This window comes from Streptomyces sp. SID9727 (assembly GCF_010550605.1).
GTDB lineage: Bacteria > Actinomycetota > Actinomycetes > Streptomycetales > Streptomycetaceae > Streptomyces.
On sequence record NZ_JAAGNI010000273.1, the window covers coordinates 1 to 320 of the forward strand.

General features: G+C 78.4%; 1 pseudogene. It reads left to right on the plus strand.

What is annotated here, in order from left to right:
- Window positions 1–320 (plus strand): annotated as a pseudogene (locus G3I41_RS17595) (hydrolase); the annotation flags it as partial.

Sequence of the window (320 nt, forward strand, 5' to 3'; positions counted from 1 at the left end):
CCTGCGCTCGCACGTACGGATCGGCGGCCCGCAGGGGCTGGCGGCGCTCGAAGCCGTCCTCCAGGCCCGGCGCTCGCTGCGCGGTCTGGCCGACCTGGCCCCGGTCGCCGTCCCCCGGCTGCTCACCGGCGTCGCCGGGGCGGGCAACCTGGCGATGCTCCGCGACGCGGTGAAGATGGGCGCCGGGGCGGTCGGCGGCCACCCCGACCTCGACCCGGACCCGTCCGGATACGTCGAGGCCGTCCTGGAGGTCGCCGCCGAACACGGCTGCCCCGTGGACCTGCACACGGACGGCGACGACCCCGCCCGGCTGGCCCGGT